15 protein-coding genes are annotated in these 19,378 nt (G+C 71.7%); 7 read left to right on the top strand and 8 right to left on the bottom strand.

Annotated elements, in window-relative coordinates; all coding sequences use genetic code 11:
* Positions 1-8: 8 nt before the first annotated feature.
* Positions 9-545: an NUDIX domain-containing protein gene (locus ASC56_RS20830; protein ID WP_055492974.1), complete on the bottom strand. Its 537-nt coding sequence runs from the start codon at positions 543-545 to the stop codon at positions 9-11.
* Between the two features lie 257 nt (positions 546-802).
* On the opposite strand from ASC56_RS20830, the gene ASC56_RS20825 reads away from it, so the two are divergent.
* From ASC56_RS20825 to glpK, 5 genes are all read left to right on the top strand, one after another.
* Positions 803-1,249 (top strand): Zn-ribbon domain-containing OB-fold protein, encoded by a 447-nt coding sequence (locus ASC56_RS20825; protein ID WP_371330202.1) that lies wholly within the window; start codon positions 803-805, stop codon positions 1,247-1,249.
* Entirely contained in the window at positions 1,246-2,436 is a 1,191-nt protein-coding gene (locus ASC56_RS20820; RefSeq protein ID WP_055493022.1) for a lipid-transfer protein, read from the top strand. Before ASC56_RS20825 ends, ASC56_RS20820 begins: the two co-directional genes overlap by 4 nt.
* Positions 2,437-2,628: 192 nt before the next feature.
* Positions 2,629-4,245 (top strand): GGDEF domain-containing protein, encoded by a 1,617-nt coding sequence (locus tag ASC56_RS20815; protein ID WP_055492973.1) that lies wholly within the window; start codon positions 2,629-2,631, stop codon positions 4,243-4,245.
* Positions 4,246-4,821: 576 nt separating this feature from the next.
* Positions 4,822-5,583, top strand: a complete 762-nt coding sequence (locus ASC56_RS20810) for an MIP/aquaporin family protein (RefSeq protein WP_055492972.1) — start codon at positions 4,822-4,824, stop codon at positions 5,581-5,583.
* Positions 5,584-5,603: 20 nt separating this feature from the next.
* The gene (gene glpK / locus ASC56_RS20805; RefSeq protein ID WP_055492971.1) at positions 5,604-7,124 is read left to right on the top strand and encodes a glycerol kinase GlpK; all 1,521 of its coding nucleotides are present in this window, start codon (positions 5,604-5,606) and stop codon (positions 7,122-7,124) included.
* Positions 7,125-7,232: 108 nt separating this feature from the next.
* On the opposite strand, the gene ASC56_RS20800 is transcribed toward glpK, so the two are convergent.
* The 5 genes from ASC56_RS20800 to ASC56_RS20780 form a co-directional block, all read right to left on the bottom strand.
* Positions 7,233-7,838 (bottom strand): ATP/GTP-binding protein, encoded by a 606-nt coding sequence (locus tag ASC56_RS20800; protein ID WP_055492970.1) that lies wholly within the window; start codon positions 7,836-7,838, stop codon positions 7,233-7,235.
* Positions 7,819-11,436 carry a hydantoinase B/oxoprolinase family protein gene (locus ASC56_RS20795; RefSeq protein WP_055492969.1) on the bottom strand — a complete coding sequence of 1,206 codons (3,618 nt, stop codon included), beginning with the start codon at positions 11,434-11,436 and terminating at the stop codon, positions 7,819-7,821. Before ASC56_RS20795 ends, ASC56_RS20800 begins: the two co-directional genes overlap by 20 nt.
* Before the next feature lie 306 nt (positions 11,437-11,742).
* Entirely contained in the window at positions 11,743-12,138 is a 396-nt protein-coding gene (locus ASC56_RS20790) for a DUF742 domain-containing protein (RefSeq protein WP_055492968.1), read from the bottom strand.
* A gap of 9 nt (positions 12,139-12,147) precedes the next feature.
* Positions 12,148-12,585: a roadblock/LC7 domain-containing protein gene (locus tag ASC56_RS20785; protein WP_055492967.1), complete on the bottom strand. Its 438-nt coding sequence runs from the start codon at positions 12,583-12,585 to the stop codon at positions 12,148-12,150.
* The gene (locus ASC56_RS20780; protein WP_055493021.1) at positions 12,582-15,374 is read right to left on the bottom strand and encodes a nitrate- and nitrite sensing domain-containing protein; all 2,793 of its coding nucleotides are present in this window, start codon (positions 15,372-15,374) and stop codon (positions 12,582-12,584) included. Before ASC56_RS20780 ends, ASC56_RS20785 begins: the two co-directional genes overlap by 4 nt.
* Positions 15,375-15,796: 422 nt before the next feature.
* Here ASC56_RS20780 and ASC56_RS20775 point away from each other — a divergent pair, with 422 nt between their 5' ends.
* Positions 15,797-16,393: a hypothetical protein gene (locus ASC56_RS20775; RefSeq protein WP_055493020.1), complete on the top strand. Its 597-nt coding sequence runs from the start codon at positions 15,797-15,799 to the stop codon at positions 16,391-16,393.
* A 54-nt stretch (positions 16,394-16,447) separates the two neighbouring features.
* Here the strand turns inward: ASC56_RS20775 and ASC56_RS20770 are convergent, their stop codons facing one another.
* Positions 16,448-17,701 (bottom strand): NAD(P)/FAD-dependent oxidoreductase, encoded by a 1,254-nt coding sequence (locus ASC56_RS20770; protein ID WP_055492966.1) that lies wholly within the window; start codon positions 17,699-17,701, stop codon positions 16,448-16,450.
* A gap of 43 nt (positions 17,702-17,744) precedes the next feature.
* The gene (locus ASC56_RS20765; RefSeq protein WP_055492965.1) at positions 17,745-18,068 is read right to left on the bottom strand and encodes a bifunctional 3-phenylpropionate/cinnamic acid dioxygenase ferredoxin subunit; all 324 of its coding nucleotides are present in this window, start codon (positions 18,066-18,068) and stop codon (positions 17,745-17,747) included.
* Between the two features lie 409 nt (positions 18,069-18,477).
* Here ASC56_RS20765 and ASC56_RS20760 point away from each other — a divergent pair, with 409 nt between their 5' ends.
* Positions 18,478-19,299, top strand: coding sequence for an IclR family transcriptional regulator (locus ASC56_RS20760; protein WP_199836033.1), 822 nt, complete (start codon positions 18,478-18,480; stop codon positions 19,297-19,299).
* Positions 19,300-19,378: the final 79 nt, after the last annotated feature.

Here is a 19,378-nt window from a genome sequence, read left to right as displayed (position 1 = left end):
CCCGCGGCTCACACGTAGCGGCCCTCGAACCACCCCTGCACCGCCAGCGTGTGCAGCGGGAAGGCGAGTTCGGCCGGCCGGCGCAGTAGGTGCCAGCCCTCCGTCTCGTCCGTGCCGACGGACGGCGGCAGGTCCGCGGCCGGTCGCTCGGGGAGGAGCCCGAACAGCAGCAGATGGCCGTCGGGCGAGCTCATCGCGTCGACGAGCCGCACATCGCGGGCGGCCGCGTCGATGCCGGTCTCCTCCTTCAGCTCACGGACGACGGCATGCCTCCAGTCCTCCCGGTGGTCGATGAACCCTCCGGGGAGGGCGATGCCGCCACGCGCGGGAGCGATGGTTCGGGTGATGACGACCAGGGCCGTGCCCTTGGTGTCGTACACGGGCTGGAGGGCCACCGCGACGGGCAGCGGGTTGCGGTAGGCCACCGAGCCGCATGCGGCGCAGGTGCGGGGCCAGCCGGCCACGCCCACTCCATAGGCCGCACCGCAACTGGTGCAGTGGGAGTCCGGCACGGAGTCGGCGGATGGGAACGGAGATTCGGACACGTGGCGGACTGTAGCCGATCACACGGAGGGCGTCTGCCCGGGGAGGTCGCTGGAGGGCGTCTGGCCCCGGAAGGCCACTGAAGCGCCTCGGCGGAGCGGGACGGCCGAAACCACCCCCGTGGGCCCCGGCCGTCCCACCGATACACCGACGCCGGTACGGGCCATGTGGTTCTCCGCACACCTGCCGTTTCGCGGGAGCCCATGGCAGACTTCTGACGTTTCGTCAGATTCTCTCAGATCCGATGCCGGGAGGGGTCATGTCGCGTGTCCGCATGCCCGTGATGGCCGGTTGGTTCGCCGGCGATGGGGACGACTTCCGTCTTGTCGGCACACGGTGTACGACGTGCGGGTCGGTGTTCTTCCCGCGCGAGAACGACTTGTGTCGCAACCCGGGGTGCGGGGGCCGGGATCTCGCCGAAGTGTCACTGTCCGGACGAGGGCGAATCTGGTCGTACACCGACACCCGATACCGGCCTCCGTCACCCTATGTGACGAATCCGGAACTTCCGTGGGAGCCTTGCGCGTTGGTCGCGGTGGAGCTGGAAGCAGAGCGGATCGTGGTGCTCGGGCAGGCGGTTCCGGGGGTGACCGTCGCCGATCTGGCGGTGGGCATGGAGGTGGAGGTCGTCCCCGGCGTGCTGAGCGAGGACGCGGAGACGACCTGGACGACATGGCACTGGCGGCCGACGGGGGTGGCGGTATGACGCAGGACGTGGCGGTGCTCGGCGCGGGCATGCACCCCTGGGGGAAGTGGGGACGCAGCTTCGTCCTGTACGGGACGGCCGCGGCGCGCGCGGCGCTCGCCGACGCGGCGGTCCACTGGCGGGACGTCGGCTCGATCGTGGGCGCGGACACGGTGCGGGGCGGCTATCCCGGGTACGTGGCGGGGGCGACGTTCGCCAAGGCGCTCGGCTGGCAGGGGGCGCGCGTCGCGAGCGTGTACGCGGCGTGCGCGTCGGGAGCTCAGGCCATCGGCACGGCACGGGCGCAGATCCTCTCGGGACTCGCCGACGTGGTGCTCGTGGTCGGTGCGGACTCCGCGCCCAAGGGGTTCTTCCGTCCCGCGGGTGGCGACCGGCCCGACGATCCGGACTGGCTGCGGTTCCGGGTCCTCGGGGCGACGAATCCGGCGTACTTCGGGCTGTACGCGCGCCGGCGGATGGCCGTCCACGGGGACACGGTGGACGACTTCGCCCGGGTCAAGGTGAAGAACGCGGCCCTGGGAGCGCTCAATCCGAACGCCCGCTACCGCAAGCGGGTCACCGCCGAGGAGGTCGCCGCCTCCGCGGTCGTCGCCGATCCCCTCAGGCTGCTCGACATCTGCGCGACCTCGGACGGCGGAGCGGCGCTCGTGCTGTCCAGCATGGAGTTCGCGCGACGGCACGGAGTGACGGACCCGGTGCGGATCCGGGCGGTGTCGACGGTGACGCCGCGCTACCCCAACACCGTGCTCGATCTGCCGGACATCGCGACGGACTCGGCGGTGGCGGTCGAGCCGGCGGGCGAGACGTTCCGCGCGTCGATCGCGCGGGCCGCGTACGAGGAGGCGGGGGTCGGCCCCGGGGACCTCTCCCTCGCCGAGGTCTACGACCTGTCCACCGCCCTGGAGCTGCAGTGGTACGAGGATCTGGGCCTGTGCGGGGAAGGCGAGGCGGCGAAGCTGCTGCGGGACGGGGCCACGGCGCTCGGAGGGCACATACCCGTCAACGTGAGCGGTGGGCTGGCGTCCTTCGGGGAGGCCGTTCCGGCTCAGGCGATCGCCCAGGTGTGCGAGCTGACCTGGCAGTTGCGAGGCGACGCGGGCGACCGGCAGGTGGCGGGGGCACGGGTCGGGATCACCGCGAACCAGGGGCTGTTCGGGCACGGGTCCGCCGTGATCGCGGTCCGGTGACCCGGTACGGCGCCGGTCCGCACGCGACCCGGACGGCAGGGGCCACGGGCAGGGCCGCCCCGGTCTTCGTACGACAGCGATCTGCTCATCCTGGCCAGGCGCCCTTCATACGCTCCGTGAGCGGCCGGGAATCCTGTGTGAACAGGTCGTGAACTGGGTCTCGGCGCGCGCCGACGGCGTCATCATGCTCCCGTGCCCTCCTGGACGGATACTCTCCGCTTCGCCTTCCAGCCGGTGGTCAACCTGACGACCGGAGGGGTTGCGGCGCTGGAGATACTCGCGCGCCCGGAGACCGGCGACGTCCTCGCGCAGGCTCGCCGGGACCCCGAACTCGACGGGAACCTGGCCGCGTTGGCGGTCAGCGCGGCGGCACGCAAGGAGACGCTGCTGCCGCTGCACGTCAACGTGTTCGCGGCGACCCTCGCCGATCTGGGTGGACTCGCCGCGCTGCGGAACACCGTGCACGAGGCGGGGCGCCTGCCGTGGGAGGTGACGGTCGACATCGGACCGCCGTACACGCACGTGCCGCACCGCGCGCTGCTGGAAGCCGTCGCGGTACTGCGCGGCCAGGGTTTCCGGATCTGCGCGGACGGCGTAGGCGACGGCGACGTACCGCTGCGGCTGCTGTCGGACATGGCGCCGGACCTGATGAAGCTGGACGCGTCCCTGCTGACGCGACCTGCCGCGGTGCGGGGCATGCGCACGCTGTGCGAGCAGCTGGGCGCGCTGCTGTCGGTGGAGGGCGTGGAGACCGAACGGCAGTGCGCGGCCATGCGGGCGGCAGGGGCGCAGTTGGCGCAGGGCGATCTCTTCGCGCCGCCGTCACGGCGGCCCGCCGCCGACGTATACGTTCCCGCGCTGCCCTCTTCCGCGGTGGCGACACCGCGCACCGGGCCGTCCGTACGGCAGTTCCTGCGTCCCGCCGCGCTGCTGCCCGCCACGGCCTCGGCCGGGCAGGTGCGAGCGCTGCTGACCGGGTCGCCCGACGTGTCGGGGGTGTTACTGGTGGATCCGGCCGGGGTCCCGATCCGTTCGGTGCACCGCTCGCGCTTCCTGCTGTCGATGTCGGGGCGCTACGGACATGCCCTGTACGCCGACCGGCCGGCCACGAAGCTCGGTGATCCGCCGCGTACGGTCGGCGTCGAGGCCACGGCGTGGGAGGTGCTCGACGTGGTGGCGGACGGAGAACGGGACCGCACCTCGGACGACGTGGCGGTGGTCGACCACTGCGGGCGGTGCGTGGGCGTCGTACGCCTCGCGGATCTCGTACGCGCACTGGCCGAGAACCGGGTCGAGGAGGCGGCGGGGCTCAATCCGCTGACCCGGCTGCCCGGTTCGGACGCGATCACCGGTGAGGTGGACCGGCGGATCGCGGACGGGCGGATGTTCGCGCTGAGTTGGCTGGACGTCGACCAATTCAAGCAGGTCAACGACGGGGCGGGGTTCGCCGCGGGCGACGAACTGATTCGCGCGGTGGGCCGGGCTCTGCAGGGCGCCGCCTCCGGGAGCACCCGTGTGGGGCACATAGGCGGGGACGACTTCCTGGTGCTGGCTGATCCGGAAGGACTCGATCCGCTGGCGGCATCGGTGCTGGACGCACCCTGGTCGGCCGGTGGGCGCACCGTCACGCTGTCCCTGGCCACGGTGCTGTGCGCACCCGGCAGCGTGACCGACCACCGTCAGGCGGCGGCTTGTCTCGCACCTCTCAAGCAGGCCGCGAAGGCGCTGACCGGCGCGAGTTGGGTCCTGGGCCGGGCCGGTCTGCCGGGCCATGAGATACGCCGGGGCTCGGTGGTGGCCCCGGCGTAGACGGACGTTCTTTGGGGCCGAGGTCCACGGGGCCCGGGCCATGACCCGGCGCGGCCCTGCGGCGAGCTTCCGCTCGGCCGGTGCCGGTCGCGGGCGACCGTCTCGCCCGCGCGGCCGCGGGGCACCTCGCCGACGCCGCGGACCTGCGCGTAGCCGACGCCCCGGACCTGCGGGTAGCGATCGGGGGCCGGCCTCCGCGCCACCGCCCCGCGAGCCCCGGTCGATCCCCGGCCACCCCCACCCCGGCCACCCGGTCCCCAGGGCCGCCGGACTTAGAGCTCTTAGCGCTCAACCATTGCCGTCGCTGACCTTGACGCTCCCTGGGAGCAGGGGAAAACTTCCGGATGTCAGTCGGCATCGCCGCATTAGGGCGTATTCAGAAGTGCGCCCCGAGGCCCACGCCAGTAGGACGGTCATCCCCCACGGGCGATTCGGCTGCACAGGCACGCTCGTCGCGGACGCCGGGCGGGGCGCGGCGCCCTCCCTGCCTTCGGCTGAAGTCGCCAAGGGAAACGCACCCTGCACGGAGGACGGACACGGGGCGGGACCGCCCCGGGCGAGGGCCTAGGAGCCGCCATGACCCATGGAAGCATTTTCGTCGGCGAGTTGATCGGAACGGCCATCCTCATCCTGTTCGGCGCGGGAGTCTGCGCCGCTGTCACCCTCAACCACTCCAAGGCCAAGGGCGCGGGCTGGGTCGTCATCGCCTTCGGCTGGGGCTTCGGCGTCCTCGCAGGCGCCTACAGCGCCGCTCCGAAGTCCGGCGGTCACCTCAATCCGGCGGTCACCGTCGGCCTCGCGATCGCCGGCATCACCAAGTGGGCGGACGTCCCGTACTACCTGCTGGGCCAGATGGCGGGCGCGATCCTCGGTGCCGTCCTGACCTGGCTGCTCTACTTCGCCCAGTTCCAGGCCAACGCCGAGGAGGACAAGGCCCTGCCCACGCTCGGGATCTTCTCCACGGCCCCGGAGATCCGCAAGCCGGTCGCCAACCTGATCACCGAGATCATCGCGACCGTCGGTCTGGTGCTGCCGATCCTGTTCTTCGGCAAGAACCTCGGCACCGGCATCGGCCCGATCCCCGGCACGCAGACGGCGTACGGCTCGGGCATCGGCATCCTGCTCGTCTCCCTGCTGGTCGTCGGCATCGGTCTCTCCCTCGGCGGACCCACCGGGTACGCGATCAACCCGGCCCGCGACCTCGGCCCGCGCATCACCCACGCCCTGCTGCCGATCCCCAACAAGGGGACGTCGGACTGGGGTTACGCCTGGATACCGGTGGTGGGACCGCTGATCGGCGGTGTGCTGTCGGCCCTTGTGTACAAAGCAGCCTTCTGACCCTTGACGAAGGGGACGTCATGACGGACAACGCCCAGCAGTACGTCGCCGCGATCGACCAGGGCACCACGTCCAGCCGCTGCATCGTCTTCGACCACAGCGGCGCGATCGTCGCCGTCGACCAGCGCGAGCATCGCCAGATCTTCCCCAAGCCCGGCTGGGTGGAGCACGACGCCACGGAGATCTGGTCCAAGGTGCAGGCGGTGGTCGCGGGCGCGATCGCCAAGGCCGGGCTGCGCGCCGACCAGATCAGCGCGCTCGGCATCACCAACCAGCGGGAGACGACGGTCCTGTGGGACCGCGCCACGGGCAAGCCCGTGCACAACGCGCTCGTCTGGCAGGACACCAGGACCGCCGCGCTGTGCAACGAACTCGGTGGCTCGGACGGGCAGGATCGTTTCCGTGAGCAGACCGGACTGCCGCTCGCGAGCTACTTCTCCGGGCCCAAGGCGGCCTGGCTGCTCGACAACGTGCCCGGCCTCAGGGCCCGCGCCGAGCGCGGCGAGATCGCCTTCGGCACCATCGACTCCTGGCTCATCTGGAACCTGACCGGCGGCACGGACGGCGGCCGGCACGTCACCGACGTCACCAACGCCGGGCGCACCATGCTGATGAACCTGGAGACGCTCCAGTGGGACTCCTCGATCCTGTCCGCCATGAACGTCCCGGAGGCCGTGCTGCCGGAGATCAGGTCGTCCTCCGAGGTGTACGGGACCGCCGTCGGGCAGCTGACGGGCGTGCCGGTCGCGTCGGCACTGGGGGACCAGCAGGCCGCCGTGTTCGGGCAGGCCTGCTACGACGTGGGCACGGCGAAGAACACCTACGGCACGGGCAGCTTCCTGTTGCTCAACACCGGCAACCGGCCGGTGCCGTCGAAGAACGGGCTGCTGACGACCATGGGCTACAAGATCGGCGGTGAGGCTCCGGTCTACTGTCTTGAGGGCTCGATCGCGATCACGGGCGCCCTGGTGCAGTGGTTCCGCGACCAGCTCGGCATCATCCGTACGGCGGACGAGATAGAGACGCTGGCGGCGAGCGTGGAGGACAACGGCGGAGCGTACATCGTGCCCGCGTTCTCGGGCCTGTTCGCGCCGTACTGGCGCTCCGACGCGCGCGGTGTGATCACCGGCCTGACGCGGTACGTCACGAAGGCACATCTCGCGCGAGCGGTGCTGGAGGCCACGAGCTGGCAGACCCGCGAGGTCGTGGACGCCATGTACCAGGACTCCGGCGTGCAGATCACCACGCTGAAGGTCGACGGCGGCATGACGAAGAACAACCTGCTGATGCAGCATCAGGCGGACGTGCTGGACGTGCCCGTGATCCGTCCGAAGGTCTCCGAGACGACGTGCCTGGGCGCCGCGTACGCCGCGGGGCTCGCGACGGGTGTGTGGAACGACCTCGACGAGCTGAAGTCGCACTGGCAACAGGACGTCGAGTGGAGGCCCGCCATGGAGGCGTCGGTGCGCGACCGCGAGTACCACAACTGGCGCAAGGCCGTGGAGAAGAGTTTCGGCTGGCACGAGGACGGGGTGGACTGAGCTGCCCTCCACGCGTGCGTGCGCCCCACGTGCGTCACGCGCGCGTGCACCGCTGCGGCTCGTACCCCGGTCGGCGGGGGTACGGGCCGCACGTGCCCCACCGCCGGATCAGCCGGTGACGCTCTCGCGACGGTCGGCCGTGTGCGCCATGGCGTGCCGGACGACCTCGATCAGGACCTCCTTGACCGACTCCCGGTCGCGGGCGTCACAGAGGACGACCGGGACGTCGTCATCCAGGTCCAGGGCCCGTCGTACGTCCTCGGCCCGGTGACGGGCGGCGCCCTGGAAGCAGTTGACGCCGACGACGAACGGTATGGCACGGCGCTCGAAGTAGTCGACGGCGGCGAAGCAGTCCTCCAGGCGACGGGTGTCGGCGAGGACCACGGCCCCCAGGGCACCGCTGGCCAGTTCGTCCCACAGGAACCAGAAGCGGTCCTGGCCGGGCGTCCCGAACAGGTACAGCACCAGGTCCTCGCGGAGGGTGATGCGCCCGAAGTCCATGGCGACGGTGGTGGTGTGCTTGCCCTCCACGCCGCTGGTGTCGTCGACCGGGCGGCCCGCCTCGGTGAGCAGCTCCTCGGTGCGCAGCGGCCTGATTTCGCTGACCGCGCCGACGAGGGTCGTCTTGCCCACGCCGAATCCGCCGGCGACGAGGATCTTGAGCGTGACGGGCTCGACCGGAGGCTTGCCGCGCTCACTGCGCCCGAAGATCATCGTTCTCTTCTCCTGCTCGGTGGGGGTTGGTCGGCGGCGGTCCGTAGCCTCCGCCGCCGGGGGTTTCGATGACCAGTACGTCGCCCGGGCCGACGTCTGCCGAATCACTGCCTCTCAGGTGCAGCACGCTCCCGTCCGCGCGTTCCACGCGGTTGGCGCCGAGCGCTCCGTGCTCGCCGCCTGCCATCCCGTAGGGCGGGATCCTGCGGTGCTGGGAGAGCGTGGAGACGGACATCGGCTCCCGGAACCGGATGCGGCGGACGGCACCGTCCCCGCCGCGCCAGCGGCCGGCGCCGCCGCTGCCGTACCGTACCGCGAACTCCTCCAGCACGACCGGCAGTCGCCACTCCAGCACCTCGGGATCGGTCAGACGCGAGTTGGTCATGTGGGTCTGTACGACGGGTGCTCCCGGGAAGCCGTCGCCCGCGCCCGAGCCCGAGGCCACGGTCTCGTAGTACTGGTATCGGTCGTTGCCGAAGGTGACGTTGTTCATGGTGCCGGAGCCCTCGGCCTGCACGCCCAGTGCCGCGTACAGGGCGCCGGTGATGGCCTGGGAGGTCTCGACGTTGCCGGCGACGACGGCGGCCGGGGACTCGGGTGCCAGCATCGAGCCGGGCGGCACGACGATGTCGAGGGGGCGCAGACAGCCGTCGTTGAGGGGGATGTCGTCGGCGACCAGGGTGCGGAAGACGTACAGGACGGCGGCGTTGACGACCGAGAAGGGCGCGTTGAAGTTGGTGGTCAGCTGCGGGGACGTACCGCTGAAGTCGACGGTCGCGCAGCGGTTGTCCCGGTCCACGCGCACGCGGACGCGGATGACCGCGCCGGAGTCGGTCTCGTAGGCGTACGCGCCGTCGTCCAGGGCGTCGATGACGCGGCGGACGGCTTCCTCGGCGTTGTCCTGGACGTGCTTCATGTACGCCTGGACGACGTCGAGCCCGAAGTCCTCGATCATGTGGCGGACTTCGTCGACGCCCTTCTGGTTGGCGGCGATCTGGGCACGCAGGTCGGCGAGGTTCGTCTTCGGGTTGCGCGACGGGTGGGGCGCCCCGGTGAGCAGGCGGAACGTCTCCTCCTCCCGGAAGCGGCCTGTCTGGGCGAGCAGCCAGTTGTCGAAGAGGACGCCCTCCTCCTCGATCGTGCGGCTGTGCGCGGGCATGGAGCCGGGAGCGATGCCGCCGATCTCCGCGTGGTGGCCGCGGGAGGCGACGTAGAAGAGGATCCGCTCGCCCTCGGTGTCGAAGACCGGGGTGATGACGGTGACATCGGGCAGGTGGGTGCCACCGTGGTACGGGTCGTTGACCGCGTAGGTGTCGCCGGGGCGCATGCTGCCCCCGCGCCGCCGGACGACCTCCTTGACGCTGGTGCCCATCGAGCCCAGGTGCACCGGAATGTGCGGGGCGTTGGCGACCAGGTTGCCCTCGGGATCGAACAGGGCGCAGGAGAAGTCCAGGCGCTCCTTGATGTTGACGGACTGGGCGGTGGACTCCAGGCGGGCGCCCATCTGTTCCGCGATGGACATGAAGAGGTTGTTGAAGAGCTCGACGAGAACCGGGTCGGCTTTCGTGTCGAGATCGGAACTCTCCGTAATCGCCACGCGTTCCATGACCAGATGCCCGTCGTCGGTCGCCGTGGCCCGCCAGCCGTCGTCGACGACGGTCGTCGCGCCGGCCTCGGTGATGATCGCGGGGCCGGTGACGGTGTCGCCGGGGGGCAGGTGCTCCCGGCGGTGGAGAGGTACGTCGCGCCAGGCGCCGCCCGTGTGGAGGCGGACGGTCCCGGGGGCGGCGGAGCGGCCTTCGTACGGGGCGAGGGCGGAGAGATCGGGGGGTTCGGTGATGCCGGTGGCTTCCACGGAGAGGGCTTCGACGACGATCGGGCGGTCGAGCGTGAAGGAGTACGTGGCGCGATGACGTTCTTCGAAGGCGTGACGCATCGTGTCGGGCTCGGTCAGCTCGACGGTGAGGGTGGTGTCGGTGCCGTCGTAGCGCAGCTGGGCCCTGCGGGTGATCCGGATGCGGTCCTCGGGCACGTCCTCGGCGAGGAGTTCGGCGCGGGCGGCGCCTGCCAGGTCGTCGGCGGTCTTCCGGACGCCGGGCATCGCGGCCGGCTCCAGGGGCACCTCGACGGACTGTTCGCGCATGGCCGTGGTGTCGGCGAGCCCGATGCCGAGCGCGGACAGCACGCCGGCCATGGGCGGCACGAGGACGGTGCGGATGCCCAGCGAGTCGGCGACCCTGCACGCGTGCTGGCCGCCCGCTCCACCGAAGGTGGTGAGCGCGTAGCGGGTGACGTCGTGGCCCTTCTGCACCGAGATCCGCTTGACGGCGTTGGCGATGTTCGCGACGGCGATCTGCAGGTAGCCCTCGGCGACCTGTTCGGGGGTGCGGTCGTCCCCCGTCCGCTCACGGATCTCGCGTGCCAGGGCGGTGAAGCGGTCACGGACCAGTGCGTCGTCCAGGGGCTGGTCGCCGTCGGGGCCGAACACCCTCGGGAAGTGGGCGGGTTGGATGCGGCCGAGCATGACGTTGGCGTCGGTGACGGTGAGCGGGCCACCGCCCCGGTAGCAGGCGGGCCCCGGGTCCGCGCCCGCCGAGTCCGGCCCTACGCGGTAGCGCGAGCCGTCGAAGTGGAGGATCGAGCCGCCGCCCGCCGCGACCGTGTGGATGTCCAGCATGGGCGCCCTGAGCCGGACGCCTGCGATCCGGGTGGTGAAGACGCGTTCGTACTCGCCGGTGAAGTGCGAGACGTCGGTGGACGTGCCGCCCATGTCGAAGCCGATGACGCGGTCGAAGCCGGCGAGCTGCGACATCCGGGCCATGCCGACGATGCCGCCCGCGGGCCCGGACAGGATGGCGTCCTTGCCGCGGAACTGCCCGGCCTCCGCGAGCCCGCCGTTGGACTGCATGAACATGAGCCGCACGCCTTCGAGTTCATCGGCGACATGCTGCACGTAGCGGCGCAGGACGGGCGAGAGGTAGGCGTCGACCACGGCCGTGTCGCCGCGCGGGACCAGTTTCATCAGCGGGCTGACCTCGCTGGAGAGCGAGATCTGCGGGAAGCCGGTACGGGTGGCCAGCTCGCCGATGGCCTGCTCGTGGGCGGGGTGCAGATGGCTGTGCATGCAGACCACGGCGAGGGCGCGGATCCCGTCGTCGTACGCCTCCTGGAGCGCCCCGGCGAGAGCGTCCAGGTCGGGGGCGCGCAGGACGCTGCCGTCGGCGGCGATGCGCTCGTCGACCTCGACGACCCGCTCGTACAGCAGCTCGGGCAGTTCGATGGCGCGGGCGAAGATGCCCGGCCGGTTCTGGTAGGCGATGCGCAGGGCGTCGCGGAAGCCCCGGGTGATGACGAGCAGGGTGCGTTCGCCCTTGCGTTCCAGGAGGGCGTTGGTGGCGACCGTGGTGCCCATGCGGACGGCGTCGATCGGCCCGCCGTCGTCGAGGAGCTCGCGTACGCCCGCGACTGCCGCGTCGGCGTACCGGTGGGGGTTGTCCGACAGCAGCTTGTGGGTGAGCAGACGGCCGTCCGGGCGGCGGGCGACGACGTCGGTGAAGGTGCCGCCGCGGTCGACCCAGAACTGCCAGCCCCTGGTCACGTCCGTCTCTCCGATCGCGCTTCCAGCAACCGTGTCCGCAGGCGGCTGATCGGCACGCTGCGGTTGGTCGTCGACGATCACTCAGATCATAACGGGAGGGCCCTCTCGACGCCGGTCCGAGGAAGCCTGCGCGACGGCCGCGCGCACCCCGCCCGACCAGGCGGCGCGATGCTCCGCCCCGGTTGCGGACACCGCCCGCACGTGTCTCCCCACTCCGGCGGACCGGCCTCCGCCGAGCTCCGGCGGCCGGCCGCCGTGACGGCCGGGGTTTCCGCGCGCTCACCGGGAGCGGGCGGAAACCCTCGATCACAGGGCGCGCAAGCCGTTGATCACATCGCGCAGGATGCTCTCGTCCACCAGTTCGGCGGGCGGCACGGGACGCGACACATGCACCAGTTCCTCGTCCATGAGGTCCCCGACGAGGACCCGCACCACGCCGACGGGCAGATCGAGTTCGGCGGCGAGTTCGGCGACCGACTGGGGGGTGTCACGGCACAGCTCGACGATGTCCACGTGTTCCGGGGACAGCGACGGGTCCGCTTCGGGGTCGTCCACGTACGGCTCCGCGACGACCACCGCGATCAGGTCGAGACGGTGCTGGACCTCGTGGCTGGTGCGGCCGCGCGTCATGGCGTACGGGCGCACGACCGGTCCGGCCTCGTCGTCGAACCAGTGGCTGCTTCCCTGACCGTCTCCGCTCATGTCATCCCACTACCCACCCGTGGGCAGATCGGTGCGCGGAGCCGCGCCCAGATGTGCGCCGACCCGCTTGACCAGGAGGGTCATCTCGTACGCCACCTGACCGACGTCGGAGTCGGCGTCCGCGAGGACGGCGAGGCAGCTGCCGTCGCCGGCGGCCGTCACGAACAGGAACGCCTTGTCGAGTTCGACGACGGTCTGGCGGACTCCGCCCGCGTCGAAGTGCCGGCCCACGCCCTTGGCGAGACTGTGGAATCCGGAGGCGACCGCGGCCAGGTGCTCGCTGTCCTCCCGGCTCAGCTCCTTGGAGACCCCTGTGGGCAGGCCGTCACTGGAGAGCACGAGCGCCTTGCGGATGCTGGCGACGCGCTCCACCAGGTCGTCGAGGAGCCAGTTCAGCTCTCCCGACCCCTTGGTCGCGTTGGGCCCTGCGGCCTTCGGTGCGGTCATCGACCGTCCCTCTCTGTCGTTCCTCGTGCTGAGCCGTCCTGGGCCTCGTCGCCCACGGCGTTCTCCTCGCGGCCGCGCTGCCAGCCCCGCTGGAGCGAGGCGAAACGGCTCCGGACCTCGTCGGCGTCGCGCTCGGCGAGACCCGGCCGATGCGCGGCGCCGGACCGCTCGCCTTCGGCGCGCCGGTCGGGGCCTTCCTTCAGCTGCGGGGCAAGGCTGGCCTGCCGTACCCGCCGGGGCAGCGCGCCCGCGGCCGATTCTGCCGTTCCGGCCGCCGTGTCCGGGTGCGGGTTGGTCCCGTCCGGGTCGGCCGGGGGCCGGGTACGGCGCCGCTGCGGCAGGGCGGGGGTTTCGGAGCGATCACCGTGCGGACGTGCGGCGCCTCCCCCGGGTTCCCCGGAGCGACCGGAGGAGCGCCTGGCCTCCTGGAGTTCCGTCACGCGCCGGTCGAGCGGCTCGGTTCCCTCGTCGGATCCCCCGCGCCGGGGTCCCGATCCGGTGACGGGGCGGCCGTGCGAGCTGACGAGTTTGGGAGTGCGGCGGCGCGGCAGGGGCACCGGGGCGCCCGCGTGGACGGAGTCGGTGTCGTCGGGACGGGCGGGTTCGCGCCGCGGGTCGCGGGCCTGCTGGTGCTGTCCGCCCGGCGCTTCCGCCAGGGAGCGGCGTGGGCGGAACAGGCCGCCGCGTTCGCCGTCCTCGTCGTCGAGGGCGACCGGGAAGTCGCCGAGCGTGTCCAGGTCGACGGGTGCCTCCAGTTCGACCGGCCCGTCCAGGACCGACGCCGGAAGGCCGGGGAGCGCGACGGGCCCCTGGGACCGCCCCGGCTCCTCCTGGGCTTCGGCCTCCTGGTCGGGCAGCGCGCGGTCGAGACGGAAGCCGATGCCGTTGGTGTCGGGGGAGTCGTCGGTCAGCAGGCCGTCGGGGATGAAGACGACCGCCGTGGTGCCGCCGTACGGGGAGGGCTGCAGGGAGACACGGACGTTCTGCCGCTGCGCGAGCCGGCTGACCACGAAGAGGCCGAGCCGGTCGGTGTCGGAGAGCTCGAACTCGGGGGTCTCGGCGAGCCTGAGGTTGGCGTCCAGGAGCGCCTCGGCCGCCATACCGAGGCCGCGGTCGTGGATCTCCAGGGTGAATCCGTTGGCGACGCGTTCGCCGACGACCTGGACGGCGGTGTGCGGCGGCGAGAACACCGTGGCGTTCTCCAGTAGTTCGGCCACCAGGTGGGTCAGGTCGGCGACCGCGGGGCCGGTGACGGCGACACGGGGCAGTCGGCGCACCTCGATGCGCTCGTAGTCCTCGACCTCGGCGACGGCGGCGCGTACGACGTCCATGAGCTGGACGGGCTTGCGCCACTGCCGGGAGGGCGCGGCGCCGGAGAGGATGACCAGGCCCTCGGCGTGGCGGCGCATGCGCGTGGTGAGGTGGTCGAGGCGGAACAGGTCGGCGAGTTCCTCGGTGTCCTCGGTCCTGCGTTCCATCGCGTCGAGCAGGCTGAGCTGCTTGTGCAGCAGGACCTGGCTGCGGCGGGCGAGGTTGACGAAGACCTCGGAGACCCCGGCGCGCAGCTCGGCCTGCTTGACGGCGGCCTCGACGGCGGCGCGGTGAAGGGTGTTGAGGGCTTGGCCGACCTCGCCTATCTCGTTCTTGTCGTACTCCAGGCGGGGCACCTCTGTCTCGACGTCGACCTGTTCGCCCGCGGACAGACGGCGCATCACGCTGGGCAGCCGCACCCCGGACGCCTCGTGGGCCTCCAGACGCAGCCGGCGTAGATCGCGGATGAGGCCGCGGCCGATGCGTACGGACATGATCAGTGAGACCAGCAGGGCCCCGAGGCCGAGGACGCCCGCGACGGCCGCCTTGATGATGACGTCGACGGCGAAGGGGCGGACGCGCTCCTGGTAACGGTCGCCCGCCTGGGTGCTCATGCTGTCGAGCCGGTCGAGGACTTGGCCGGCGGCCTCGTCCCAGCTCTTGGCGCTCACGCCGTGCGGGGTGCCGGGGGTGGCGTTGACGAGGGCCTGCTCGGCCACGCGCAGGGGTGCGGTGTCGGCGTTCTTCCAGTAGCCCTGGAAGCGTTCGCTCTCCGAGTCCGGCAGCAGCGGCAGGCTGACGTCGTACATCACGGCGCGCTGGGCGACGAGGTCGGAGACGTCGTGGATGTCCTCGCGGGTGATCCGGCCCGAAACGAGCGCGGAGCCCAGCAGGGCGTCCTCTCGGGAGAGCAGCTCCCGGGCGCGGAAGACGTTGACGAGCGCGCGGCCCTGCTTGTCCACATCCACGTTGTCGAGGATGTGCAGATCGGCCAGCAGCGTGAAGCAGGGGTCGACCAGGCGGTTGTAGAGGTCGAGCGCCTGGGAGCCGTTGACGGTGCCGTCCTCGACGCTGCGGCGCAGCGAATCGATTCCGTCGAGGGCGTCCAGGAGCGAGGCGAGATTCTCGGCGGTGCCTTCTCCCATGACGTCGTGCAGGTTCTCGTCCTTGCTGTTGCGACGGAGCTTGGCCACGACCTCGTCGGTGGCGGCTCGGCTGCGGCGCAGCGCGGCGAGGGCTTGGGAGGCGCGCGGGTCGGCGAGGTAGACGAGAGTCTGGCGGCGCTCCTGCTGCAGCACGCGGACGGTGTCCTCGGTGGGATAGCCCGCCTTCTCGACAATTGACGAGACGTTGAACAGCGACTGCGCCTGACGGCCGGTGATCACGGTTGCGAACGCCCAGATGGCGGTCAGGGACAGCAGCGGCACGAGAAGCAGCGCCACGATCTTCCGGCGGATGGACTTCCCGCGAAAGCGCATGGCCTCCCCCAGCTCGACCCCCTCCGGCCGGGGGTACACATGTGCGTCAACAAACGGCGTGAGCCTACTACCGACACACAGGTATCTCGAAGGGCCGACCGGGCGCACCTCCCATGGACAGCCAACCGGACAGGGGCGGTTGTCCCGTCATTACGGGAGATTGCCTCCCGGAATCCGGCGTGTGAAGCGGGCGGACGACGGATCGGGGATCCGGGCCGGTTGGCCGGAATTTTGCGTTGGTCGGGAATCTTCGCGGCACATCGGCCGTCTTCCTGTATGGGAAACCGGGGGCGGAATCGGCCATAGGTGCCGTATGCCTCACTCAGGCGGCGTAGATGAGCGCAAGCCGGGCAGCCACTGAGGAGCCGGAGTCGGATGACACCGGGACGAGCGGTCTGCGGGCGGTGGGGAGTGACAGGGTGATGGGCACGGCGGAGAAGCGCGAGACGCGCGGGACGGGCACGGCGGCGCCCGCGACGGCGCGACGGGGCCCGCGGACACCGGAGCACGGTACTCCGGCGGGCGGGGGCCGGAGCACGGCGGAGGAGGGCGACCCGGTGGACGGGGGCGATGCCCCGCCGGCCGGGCGGGGCGGCACGACGGACGAGGAGCAGTACGGGACGTCGTCCTACCGGCCGTTGTGGGTCGAGGAGCCAGCGCGCCGTCGGCGGCTTCCCGATCCGGTGCGTACGGCGGCGGTGCGGGCGGTGCTCATCATCGCGGTCACGCTGATCCAGGCGGTCATCGCTTTCCTCTGCACTCTCGCCGGATCCTGGCTGGCCTTCCCGATGGTGTTGAGCAGTGTGGCCAGCACGGTGGTGGCGACCTGGGGCGCGCTCGACGTCTGGGTGACGCGCCAGGTGTGGAGCCAGCGACATGGAGTGGTGTCCGCCCCCAGCAGCACGGCCCGGGCCCTGCGCCGCGAGCTCCGCACGGCCCGCCGCCAGGCACGGGCCGCGGAGCGGGCACAGAAGCGCATACGCAGGCAGACCGGGGCGGGACAGCTGTCGCACCCGTAGCTGGGTGAGGAGGTGGGGCGGGCCGATGTCGGGCCCGCCCCGCCGGTGGCCTCGTCAGAGTGCCGCCGACTCCACCGGGTCGGCGCCGCGCGCCAGTTCGCGCCGGGCCCGCATGAAGGGGCGGGGCCGGTCGACGGAGAGGACCGCGGTGGTCCGGCCGTCGCGTTCATAGACGGCGAGAAGGCCGTCCGCGCCCGGCGCGCCGTCCTCGACCGCCCCCTCGGCGATCCGTACCGTGTCGCTCACGTGCCGCCGACCCGCGAACTGGATGCGTGAGCCGTACTGATCGGACCAGAAGTAGGGCAGCGACCGCACCGTTTCCACCGTGCGCCCGGCGAGCAGATTGCGTACGGCGACGCGGGGTTGCTCGGTGGCGGAGGTCCAGTGCTCGGCGCGGTGGCCGCCGACCCGGGCGACGTCACCGACGGCGACCACCTGCGGGAGGGCCGTCGCGCAGCCGTCGTCGCAGAGCACGCCGTCGTGCAGGGCGAGCGCCGAACCCGCGAGCCAGCCTGTGTTGGGCGTCGCGCCGATGCCGACGATCACGCTGTCGGCGGGCAGGACGCGTCCGTCGGATAGTTCCACCCCGGTGACGGCACGGCTCGGTGGCCCCTCCGTGCCGGGCGGCCAGGTGATTTCGGAGCCCGTGACCTCGGAGCCGGTGACCGGGGCGCCGTGCAGCCGGGCGACCCCGATGCCGGTGATCAGTCCGACGCCGCCGCGGCGGTGCAGTGCGGCGCACACGGCGGCCATCTCGGGCCCGAGGTGCGGGACGAGGGGCAGGGGGGCCGCCTCGACGACCGTGACGTCGTGACCGAGGGCGGCACAGGAGGATGCCGTCTCGGCGCCGATGAAGCCGCCGCCGATGACCACGACGTGGCGCGCTCCTTGGGCGAGTTCGTCACGGAGTGCGCGGGCGTCGTCGAGGGTGCGCAGGGTGTGCACTCCGGCAAGGTCGTCGCCGGGCAGACGGCGCGCGGACGCTCCGGTGGCGATCACCAACGCGTCCGTGGACACCGTACGGCCGCCGTCGAGGAGCACGGTGCGGCCGCGGGCGTCGAGCCCCCGGGCCCTTACCCCGAGCAGCCACTCGGCATCGAGTCCGGCGCTCTCCTCGGCGTCGGTGAGCGCGATCCGCTCCTCGTCGGCACGGCCGGTGAGGAAGTCCTTGGACAGCGGCGGGCGGTCGTAGGGCCGGTGGGGCTCCTCCCCGACGATCACCAGCCGTCCGTCGAAGCCCTGGGCGCGCAGCTCGCGGGCGGCGTAGAGCCCGGAGAGCGAGGCGCCGACGACGGTGACGGTCCTCATGAGGCGGTCTCCAGCGAGGGAACGCCGATGCGGGTCCGCATCCTCATGCCGCGCTGCCCTCCTCCACCACCAGGTGCACATGGATCACGCCCTCGTCGACCGTGACCCGGTGGGTGCGCACGGCGCGCCGGGCCGGCAGGCAGGTGGGGGCGCCCGTCCGGAGGTCGAATGAGGCCGCGTGCAGCGGGCATTCGACGAGACACCCCTCCAGCCAGCCCTCGGACAGGGAGGCGTCCTGGTGGGTGCAGGTGTCGTCGATGGCGTACAACTCGCCGTCCTCGGTGTGGAACACGGCGATGGGCGGTTCGGTGTCGATGCGGACGGCCTCACCCGCGGGGAGGTCTTCAAGGCGGCAGACGGGAATCACGGGCCCCCCTCTCGGTCCGGGACGCACGGTCCGGGACCCAATCGGTCCAGGCAGTCAGGGAGTTCAGGCAGGTGCGGAAGGACCGGGACCGTCGTTGGTCCAGGTCGTCGAGCCCCTTGCGGAACCGGATCCGGTCCGGGGATCGGCCCCTGGCGGAACTGGAACCGGACCCGGTCCGGGAGTCGGCACCTTGCGGAACCGGACCCGGTCCGGGAGTCGGCACCTTGCGGGACCGGCCCCTTTCCGGCGCCGGTCCCCTTCCGGGATCCGGACGCTTCGGTAACATGATGTTTCGTATGGCGCACGAGGTGGCGCTATGCGCAACAGAATCCGGGCGGGGCGACCGTCGCGTCAAGGGTTTCCCGCAGATGCGGCCCAAACAGGGCCCTCAGGTGGTGAGAGTTGAGTCATGACCCGCACGCAGAAGCAGTCCGAGGGCGGCGAGGAGCATCAGCAGAAGCAGAACGGCAGAGGCGCGGCCAGTGCCGTCCAGTCGGTGGACCGCGCCGTGAGCGTGCTGGAGATCCTCGCGCGGCACGGCGAGGCGGGGGTCACCGAGATCGCCGACGAGCTGGACGTGCACAAGTCGACCGCCTTCCGGCTGCTCGGCGTCCTGGAGAACCGCGGCCTGGTGGCCCAGGCCAAGGACCGCGGGAAGTACTACCTGGGCGCCGGCGTACTACGCCTGGCGGGGGCGGCGGCAGTGCGTCTGGACATCTCGCAGGAGGGCGTCCCGGTCTGCCGGGAGCTCGCCGACGAGCTGGGTGAGACCGTCAACATCGCGGTCCTCGACGACGACGCGGCGGTCAACATCATGCAGGCCCGCGGCACAGCGTCCGTGACGGCGCAGAACTGGCTGGGCCGGCGCACCCCGCTGCACGCCACCTCCAGCGGCAAGGTGCTGCTCGCGCACATGTCGCCCACGCTGCGCGAAGGCCTGCTCGCGCGCTCCCTGCCGCGCTTCACCGAGCGCACGATCACCGGCACGAGCGCGCTGCGCGCGGAACTGGAGGCGGTGATCGAGCAGGGCTACGGCGTCACGATCGAGGAGCTGGAGCTGGGACTCGCGGCCGTCGCGGCACCGGTCCGCGCCCATGACGGCAAGGTGATCGCCTCGATCAGCGTCTCGGGACCGGTGTACCGGCTGAACGGCGACCGGCTGCCGGAGCTGGCCAAGCGGACCGTGGCGGCGGGAGCCGAGCTGTCCCGCCGGATGGGCTACGGATTCTGAGGCACCGCCCGCGGACGGGCGCACCACGGCGCGGGACCGGGACTCTCCCGGTCCCGCGCCGCCGTGTGTCGGGCGGGTT

It is taken from the genome of Streptomyces sp. TP-A0356 (assembly GCF_001417775.1).
Taxonomy (GTDB): Bacteria; Actinomycetota; Actinomycetes; order Streptomycetales; family Streptomycetaceae; genus Streptomyces.
The sequence above is the reverse complement of the archived record's forward strand: the minus strand, read 5'-3'. Positions and strand labels throughout refer to the sequence as shown.